Origin of the sequence: Peptoniphilus stercorisuis (genome assembly GCF_017874395.1) — a bacterium.
In the GTDB taxonomy this organism is placed as follows: Bacteria; Bacillota; Clostridia; order Tissierellales; family Peptoniphilaceae; genus Anaerosphaera; species Anaerosphaera stercorisuis.
Map to the genome: position 1 here is coordinate 20,151 of NZ_JAGGLJ010000019.1, position 8,476 is coordinate 28,626.

Annotated in this window: 10 protein-coding genes, 2 tRNA genes and 1 other RNA gene; 6 read left to right on the top strand and 7 right to left on the bottom strand. The window is 27.3% G+C overall.

The window, feature by feature from the left end; translation table 11 throughout:
• Position 1: 1 nt before the first annotated feature.
• Positions 2–1,714, bottom strand: a complete 1,713-nt coding sequence (locus J2Z71_RS08060; protein ID WP_210061934.1) for a proline--tRNA ligase — start codon at positions 1,712–1,714, stop codon at positions 2–4.
• A 242-nt stretch (positions 1,715–1,956) separates the two neighbouring features.
• On the opposite strand from J2Z71_RS08060, the gene J2Z71_RS08065 reads away from it, so the two are divergent.
• On the top strand, positions 1,957–2,232 hold the full coding sequence (locus tag J2Z71_RS08065) for a hypothetical protein (RefSeq protein WP_210061936.1): 276 nt from the start codon (positions 1,957–1,959) through the stop codon (positions 2,230–2,232).
• A gap of 67 nt (positions 2,233–2,299) precedes the next feature.
• Positions 2,300–2,953: a DUF421 domain-containing protein gene (locus tag J2Z71_RS08070; protein WP_210061937.1), complete on the top strand. Its 654-nt coding sequence runs from the start codon at positions 2,300–2,302 to the stop codon at positions 2,951–2,953.
• 43 nt (positions 2,954–2,996) lie between these two features.
• On the opposite strand, the gene J2Z71_RS08075 is transcribed toward J2Z71_RS08070, so the two are convergent.
• On the bottom strand, positions 2,997–3,785 hold the full coding sequence (locus J2Z71_RS08075; RefSeq protein ID WP_210061939.1) for a 4Fe-4S binding protein: 789 nt from the start codon (positions 3,783–3,785) through the stop codon (positions 2,997–2,999).
• A 296-nt stretch (positions 3,786–4,081) separates the two neighbouring features.
• Here J2Z71_RS08075 and J2Z71_RS08080 point away from each other — a divergent pair, with 296 nt between their 5' ends.
• Positions 4,082–4,360: a hypothetical protein gene (locus J2Z71_RS08080; RefSeq protein ID WP_210061941.1), complete on the top strand. Its 279-nt coding sequence runs from the start codon at positions 4,082–4,084 to the stop codon at positions 4,358–4,360.
• Between the two features lie 20 nt (positions 4,361–4,380).
• Here the strand turns inward: J2Z71_RS08080 and J2Z71_RS08085 are convergent, their stop codons facing one another.
• From J2Z71_RS08085 to J2Z71_RS08105, 5 genes are all read right to left on the bottom strand, one after another.
• Positions 4,381–4,956, bottom strand: coding sequence for a flavodoxin family protein (locus J2Z71_RS08085; RefSeq protein WP_210061943.1), 576 nt, complete (start codon positions 4,954–4,956; stop codon positions 4,381–4,383).
• Between the two features lie 83 nt (positions 4,957–5,039).
• Positions 5,040–5,243 (bottom strand): hypothetical protein, encoded by a 204-nt coding sequence (locus J2Z71_RS08090; protein ID WP_210061945.1) that lies wholly within the window; start codon positions 5,241–5,243, stop codon positions 5,040–5,042.
• A gap of 123 nt (positions 5,244–5,366) precedes the next feature.
• Positions 5,367–5,718: a transfer-messenger RNA gene (ssrA, locus tag J2Z71_RS08095) on the bottom strand.
• Positions 5,719–5,762: 44 nt separating this feature from the next.
• Positions 5,763–6,371 (bottom strand): VanZ family protein, encoded by a 609-nt coding sequence (locus J2Z71_RS08100; RefSeq protein WP_210061946.1) that lies wholly within the window; start codon positions 6,369–6,371, stop codon positions 5,763–5,765.
• Positions 6,346–7,005: an HAD family hydrolase gene (locus J2Z71_RS08105; RefSeq protein WP_210061947.1), complete on the bottom strand. Its 660-nt coding sequence runs from the start codon at positions 7,003–7,005 to the stop codon at positions 6,346–6,348. Before J2Z71_RS08105 ends, J2Z71_RS08100 begins: the two co-directional genes overlap by 26 nt.
• A 243-nt stretch (positions 7,006–7,248) precedes the next feature.
• Between J2Z71_RS08105 and J2Z71_RS08110 the strand changes: the two genes are divergently transcribed.
• The 3 genes from J2Z71_RS08110 to J2Z71_RS08120 all read left to right on the top strand — a co-directional run bounded on the left by J2Z71_RS08110 (position 7,249) and on the right by J2Z71_RS08120 (position 8,342).
• Positions 7,249–7,325: transfer RNA gene (locus tag J2Z71_RS08110), tRNA-Pro, on the top strand.
• Between the two features lie 108 nt (positions 7,326–7,433).
• Positions 7,434–8,177 (top strand): NAD-dependent epimerase/dehydratase family protein, encoded by a 744-nt coding sequence (locus tag J2Z71_RS08115; protein ID WP_210061948.1) that lies wholly within the window; start codon positions 7,434–7,436, stop codon positions 8,175–8,177.
• An 88-nt stretch (positions 8,178–8,265) separates the two neighbouring features.
• Positions 8,266–8,342 (top strand) — tRNA-Pro (locus J2Z71_RS08120).
• Positions 8,343–8,476 lie beyond the last annotated feature (134 nt).

Consider the following 8,476-nt stretch of genomic DNA (forward strand, 5'->3'; position numbering starts at 1 on the left):
CCTATTTCAATTCTTCTTTTACAGTTTCAATTGCTCTATTGATAGCATCTTGTGCAGATACTTCTTCATTGACTCTTTCTTTTCTTGTAGAATATTCTACAATCTTATCCATAGCCATTTTTCCAACAGTTATTCTAAGAGGAATACCAATTAGATCTCTATCATTAAATTTAACTCCAGCTCTTTCTTTTCTATCATCAAGAAGTACTTCTATACCTTCTTTTTGAAGAGCATTATAGATTTCTTCACCAAGAGCTAATTGTTCTTCATTTTTAGCATTTACAACTGTTACAATCACATGATATGGAGCAACAGTCATAGGCCAAATAATTCCATATTCATCATAATTTTGTTCAACAATAGCAGAAACAGATCTTGTTACACCAACTCCATAAGAACCCATCCAAATAAGTTGATCTTTTCCATTTTCATCTAGATATTTTGCACCAATAGTAGATGAATATTTAGTACCTAATTGGAAAATATTTCCAACTTCAATACCTCTTGCAAACTTATACTCTTCACCAGTTTCAGGAATTATATCTCCCACTTGTACCTCAAGTAAATCATCGCAAATTTCAGCCTCAAAGTCTCTTCCATAATTCACATTTTTAATATGGGCATCTTCCTTATTAGCTCCAACTACAAGATTGTCGATTTCAGTGATATTTTTATCTACAATAATTCTTGCATCTTCACTAATCCCTACAGGTCCAGTAAAACCAGGTCTTGATCCAAGTGAAATAATTTCTTCATCACTCATCATCTCAATACTATGTTCAGCAACACCTAAGAAACCTATAAGTTTTGCCATATTAAGTTCTCTATCTCCAGGAATAAATACAAAAACAGGCTTTTCTTCAACCATAAGATCAATTGCCTTTAGACATTTATTCTTTGAAACATTTAAAAACTCTGATACAGCTTCAATAGTAGTAGTGCCAGGAGTATTTACCTCTTGCATTTCTAGTTTTTCTTCTTTTTCAGGTAAAACATACTTAACCTCTGCTTTTTCAGTAGTAGCAGCATATTTTCCAGACTCAGAATAGGCAATCACACCTTCACCAGTTTCAGAAAGAGCAATAAATTCATGTGATTGACTACCACCCATTGCTCCATTGTCACCTTGAACTATTTTATAATCAAGTCTTAATCTATCAAATATTTTTTCATAAGCACAATACATATTCATATAAGACTCTTCCATAGTTTTTGAATTTGTATCAAAAGAATAACCATCTTTCATAGTAAATTCTCTAGCTCTATTAATTCCAAACCTAGGTCTTTTTTCATCTCTGTATTTAGTTTGTATTTGATATAGATTTAAAGGAAGTTGCTTATAAGACTTTACCTCATCTTTAATTAATGTAGTAAAATACTCTTCAGCAGTCGGTCCAAGACAGAAATCACGATTATGTCTATCCTGTAATTTAAACATTTCTGGTCCAAATTTTTCCCAACGCCCACTTTGTTCCCAGATTTCTTTAGGTTGAATAGCACTCATTAAAATCTCTTGAGATCCAGCATTATCCATCTCTTGTCTAGTTATTTCTTCAACCTTACGTACAACTTTATATCCTAATGGGAGATAAGTATAAACCCCACTTGCGGATTTTCTAATAAAAGCGCCTCTTAAAAGTAGCTTATGAGATGCAATCTCTGCATCAGCTGGAGCTTCTCTTAAAGTTGGCATATATAATTTAGATAATCTCATACAATCCTCCATGTATTAATTTTCCATTTTGCTCTAAATATTATAATATTAAAAGTGCTATATTTCAAGCAAAGTACAAGATTTAGAGCAATAATCCCATTTATTTCACAAATTTTTAAAATATTTCATTTCAATCAAATAATTTTCTTAAAAACTATCTAAATTAAGTATTTTACTAATTTAGCTTTAAAAACTATTAATTAGGTTAAATATATCATATAGAGAAGTTTAGGAGGGATTAAATGAATTCAAAATTTAAATATCTATTAAAAACATATTCAATACTATTTTTAATTTCAATATTGTTAACATTTTTATTCAAATATATTAACTTGCCAAATATTTTTACACTTGCACTATCAATATATATAATATGTCTAATTCTCTTTGGAACTGTTCTTCTTATTTCAAAAACTAAAAAAGAAAACTTTGAAATAGTTGCAATAATAATAACAATTATAATAAATGTCTTGAATTTTATAAATAATATAAACCTTATAAATTTAGCAAATTTATGAATTATAAGTCAATACAGTCAATTTAATCATTCTTTTGGGTATCTATTTTTAACAAAAGGAGGTTAAAATGGACTTTAAATTCATGACAATTAAACTAATATCTGCATTTATAATTATATTAATTTACATTAAAATTTCAGGCAGAAAACAACTTGCTCCAATATCTCCATCAGATCAAATATCTAATATGGTAATTGGTGGGCTTATGGGAAATACAATAGTCTCAAGAGATGTATCAGTTTTTGAATCAACAATTATAGTTTTAATATGGGCCTTTCTTCAAATATTAATTAGACATTTAAAATATAGAAGTGGAACAATTACAGAATTATTAGATGGTAAAAGATATATGCTAATGAAAGATGGAGTATTATTACCAGAAGAATTTAAAAAAGCAAAATTAAGCATAATGGATTTTGAAAATAATATACACTCTCAAGATGTAAAAAGTATATCTGAAATTAGAAATGCTTGGTTTGATCCAAGTGGAAATATTACAATTGATTTAAAAGAAGAAAGATCACAATCAAATGTATTAGTATTTAATGGAAATATCCATAAAGATACATTAAATCAATTAAATATTAAAGAAGAAGATTTAAAAAATATACTGTCATTGCATAATTATAAAAATATAGAAGAACTATTATGCGTAGAATACTATAAGAAAAATATATATGTCTATACAGTTAATGGAAATGAAATTTTAAAAATGGAATAAAAATTCTAAAAAGGCTAAAAGATTAATCTTTTAGCCTTTTTTATTACTTATTTAAGTTTTCTATAAATAATTTATTTTCTTTTCTTCCTTCACAAAGAGGTCCAAATTTTTCTGTTATCATTTTTAAATTTTCCTCGCCTATACTTCTTGCTCCAACAGGACAGATCTCAACACATCTCATACAAGTAATACATAATTCATTATTTGTAATATTTGGAGTATCATAAGGAATTGCTCCAACTGGACAATCTGTTGCACAAGCTCCACATAATATACATTTATTATCTGCTTTTGGCTTTAGTGGAACAGGATTATATTTTTTATATGGAAAATTTCCAGGAACATCTAAATCAAAATTATCATCAATATTTTCTAAATGTTTTTTAATTTTTTCTGCAAAGGAAATTATCTCCTCTTTATCTAAATCATCAGGTCTTGTACTTGCAATATCAGTCATAATAGAATGTTTTGAAACTGCTGCAATAGCTGCAATAGGTAAAAAACCTGCCTCTTTTACTACATCTTTAAGTTCAAGTAATGTATCATCAAAATCTCTATTTCCATATGTAGAGATTAATATAGCTTTTGAATTATTACCATTAGTATTTTTTATTCTCTCTACAAAAGTCTCTGGCACTCTTCCTCCAAAAGATGGAACTGCAAATATAGAAATTTCATCTTCATTTGCTACAAATTTGCTAAAATCAAGACTTGGATTTGAAATATCAACTGTCATACTATTAATATTAAATACACTAGATACATATCTCATAATCTTTTTTGAGCCACCTGTTGGGCTAAAATAAACTAAATTCACTCTTTGAAAATCCATAATCAATTACCCCCATTTATTTAATATTATAACAAAAAAGACTAAGTTTAAACTTAGTCTTTTCTTATTTTGTAGTCTTCATTAGAAAATGACTCAATATAATTGGCATAATTATTGCTAATGAAGAAATAATCAAAGCTACAACTATATGAGACGATCCACCAACGGTGTCCATAAAATCCCCTCTTTTTCTTTGTATAATTATATATAATACCCCAAATTTATTAAATATCAATACAATTATAGATATTTTTAAGGTAATATAGAATTATAAAAAGAATAATAAGGAGCATATTATGAAATACACAAAAGAAGATTTATTAAATTTAAATAATGAAGAACTTATTAAAATTATAATTGAACTTGAAGAAAATAATGATTTTTTTATAAGTTCTAACTCTAAATTAGATGAAATTAAAATATTAATAGAAGAGGATTGTAATGATATAAATAATCATCTTGTTGACTCTCAAAGAGAAATGATTGATGCATTAAATAAAAAATTATTTAGAACTATTGATGAAAAAAGAGATATTTCTAAAAAACTTTATGATTTAAAACAATCTATTAAATAAACCACCTTTTCAGGTGGTTTTTATTTTTTATATATTTTTCTTGCAAATTCTCTTTCTCTTTTTTCTTTTTCTTCATCCATAAATACAGATTTATATCCTCTATCATGTTCTACTAAAGAGCCTAAGTATATTAATTGAGAGTGTTTTGCATATCTTTTTATTCCCTCTTCAAAAAGATCAAATCCTTTTTCTACTGGGTATCCACAGGTGCTTATTATAGCAATTTTCTTTTCTTTCCAAAGAGATGGTCCTCTTTCTTCTCCATAGTACTTATTCATACCATATACTAGTCTATCAAGTAATGCCTTAAGAGGTGCTGTTGAGTACCATGAATATATTGGAGTTGCCAGTATTATTAAGTCTGATTTTAATATTTCATTAAATATTTCTTCTACATCATCTTTATATATACATCCAAATATACTATGATCTTTTTGACAATTTCTACAGGCAATGCAAGGTTTTATTTCTTTGTCATATAGCCAAATTGTCTTAGTTTCTTCTTCTAATATTTTTGCTTCTTCTAAAAATTTATCTAGAATTTGAAAGGTATTTCCTTTTTTTCTAGGGCTTGCCATTAATACTAAAGTTTTCATTTTATCACCTAATTATATTATATATTTATTTTTAATATACAAAAATAGCCATCTATAATTATAGACGACTATTTTAATTTAATTTACTTTATTTTTGTTTTTTTATTTTCTTTTTTCTTCATACTAAAAAATACTACAAATCCATAAACTACATTTGCAAAATAAGTTATTGCATTTAGATTTACTCCCTTTGCATAATCACTTATTACAAATTCAAAAAACATATTTATCAACATAACTCCTAGTACAAATACTAGTAAAAATCTTCTGAAATTCTTTGCTTCCATAGTTTTCTCCCATCTACAAAATCTTAAGAAATAATCTATTTACTTATATATATCCAAGTTTATAATAAAAAAACCACCAAACTTTTGTCTGATGGTCAATGGCTATTTTTTCTCCACTATTTATGGTGGAGACGGTGGGAGTTGAACCCACGTCCGAAAGCTCTTTACAGTTAGTTTCTCCGAGCGCAGTTAGTTATTTTTTGTTCTTTTACAAACTCCAACTAACAGGATTTTGTAAATATATTATCATACCTACCCCCTCTGCTATGATAACTTACAGAGTTTCGTGTCCCACTGATTGACACCGAATTAAAGAGCGTGGGAATTCTTTAAAGGTGAGCACAGCTTAATTAAGCTGCAAATGCTAAATTATTATTATTGTTTTCGTTTAATTTTGTTAAGGCTTTTAGCGTTGTTCCTTACAACGGCTCGCTACTAAAAGCTCCAAACCCCCGTCGAAGCCAATTTCGTCCCCTTAATGAGTACTATTATTATAGTTAATTTTCATGAAAAAGTCAATTATTTAGCAACTTTTGTTATTTTAAAGTTCTTCTTTTCTAAAAATTTAAATAATAAATATCCAAATATTCCACCTACTACATTTAATATTAAATCATCTATATCTACTGATCTTCCTATGAAAAATTGAACAAATTCAATAAATATACTTATAGATGTTGATATTAAAATTATTTTCCACAATTTTCTTGTATTTTCATAAATCATTGGAAGTAAAAAAGTAATTGGCATAAATATTAGTATATTTCCTACAATATTAGTAAAACAATGAAATGGTCCTGAATATTTTATATAAGATAATATAGTTCTAAAAGGATGTATATTTACTCCCCAAGATCCACTGTCAATTCTATCTTTAAAATTTCCTACAAAATCAAAATTTTCAGACGTTAAATCTATTCCCTTATTTGCTATAAAGACATTTGGAGTAAACATAAATACAAAAAGCACAGCAATATATGCTATAAAAATACTTAATAAAAACTCTCTTGTACCATTAGATCCTATTTTAGATTCTTTAAAATATTTAGTTCTAATTAGTGAAAATAGTACAAAAGTAAGTAAAAAGGCTATACAGCCTCTTTTAAAGAAGAATATTAGAAGGTTCATATACATTCCACTCTTTAAATGTTTTTATTGCGTAGTTGTTTTTTTCTACAATATGTTTCCAATATTCTTTAGATTCATCATCATATACACCTACTGTTACTATTCCTGCTTCTTTTGCAGCTTTTAGTGCAAAGGGTGCATCATCAAATAAAAATATTTCCTTTGAATTTAATTCTAATTTTTCTGATATTAAATTAAAATAATTTTTGTCTGATTTTTTTATTCCAACCATGTCACAAGTTTGAATTAAATCAAAATATTCTGACATATTAAATCTTTCTAGTATTGGATATACAAATTCATCACTTGTAGCAGTACCTAGGACTACATCATATCCATTTTCTTTATATTTTTTTATTGTATTAAAGGCTTCTTCTTTTTCATTTACTTCATTTAAATAAAAGTTTAATATAATGTCTTTAAATTCTTTATAAATTTCATCTGTTGATTCTTTTAAATTGTAAGTTTCTTTTAGGTAGTGAGAGTTCATTTTTAGACTCATAGTTGTCATATCTTCTGCAACTTTTTTTGTAATTGCAAGGCCTCGTCTTTCTAAAAAGTTTCTACCTAAATCTCTCCACATTCCCATTGAATCAATAAGTGTTCCATCTAAATCAAAAATAGCTGCTTTCATTTTCTTCATCCCTCACTTTAATTATCTTATTATATAGATTATCCTTTTAGCTGTCAATTTTATAATTTTCCCAATATTTTTTTGAAATTAATAGATATTTAAAGTAATTTAAAGTAATTTTTAGCATTTAAGTTAAAATATACTAATTTTACTTTATAATAACTCCAAACTATAAATTAAAGCTATTATATTGAACTTGTAATTTTTCCATTAATTTCTTATAATTAATTAGTAATTGTTCGTCGGGGTGTAGCGCAGTTTGGTAGCGCACGTGGTTTGGGACCATGGGGCCGGGGGTTCAAATCCTCTCACCCCGACCATATTAGCTAATAGATTTTTCTATTAGCTTTTTTTATACCCAATTTTATATTTAATACTCCATTTGCCTAAGTACTTTTATATAGTATATTAGTATTAGGAGGTATATTATGAAAATTTTAATTACAGGCTCTGAAGGAGCTGTTGGAAGATGTATTACTCCTTATTTAGCTAAGGAGCATTCTGTTATTGCAACAGTATATAAAGAAGAATTTTTAAATAAATATAATAATGAAAATATTAAGGAACTAATTTTAGATGTTGAATCTTTAGAGAATTGTATTAATACAATAAAAGATGTTGATGCTGTCATTCATCTTGCTGGTATTCCCTATCCTGATTCATCTTTTGATGATGTTTTAAATAAAAATATGATTGCTACTTATAATATTTTGGAAGCTTGTCATATTAATAAAATTAAAAGAGTTATATATCCATCAAGTGCCTATGCTGTTGAAGGATATCCAATTGATAAGCAAGTAGAAACTACTGACAATGTAAGACCTAAAAACTTCTATGGAGTTTCTAAATGTTTTGGAGAGGCAATTTGTTCTTATTATGGATATGAACTTGGTCTTGAAATTATAGCTCTTAGAATTGCAGCTTTTAATAAAGTTGAAATTGCAAATAAAAAACTATCTGTTAGAGATTTAAGTGCCTATTTAAGTAAGAGAGATCTTTGTCATCTTATTGATAGATGTCTAGTTTCAAAAATGGATAAACCTTTTTATATATTAAATGCAATTTCAGATAATACTTATAAAAGATTATCTCTTGAAAATACAAAATCTATTATTGGCTATAAACCTGTAGATAATGCTTTTGTAGAATGTGATATTGATCTTAAACAATAAAATAAAAGAAGTTTTACTTCTTTTATTTTATTTATTTTTAAATTTTACTTGCATTTTCTTTTTTTATATCATATAATATAAAAGTCGTCGGGGTGTAGCGCAGTTTGGTAGCGCACGTGGTTTGGGACCATGGGGCCGGGGGTTCAAATCCTCTCACCCCGACCATATTTTTCTAGTAGATTATTCTACTAGATTTTTTTATACAATAAATATCCACCGGCCTAGCCGGTGGTTTTTAATTTACGGGCACAAGGCCCTTTTTTACTTGCTACGCCTCAAAAGGCGTAAAAAATGAGCCT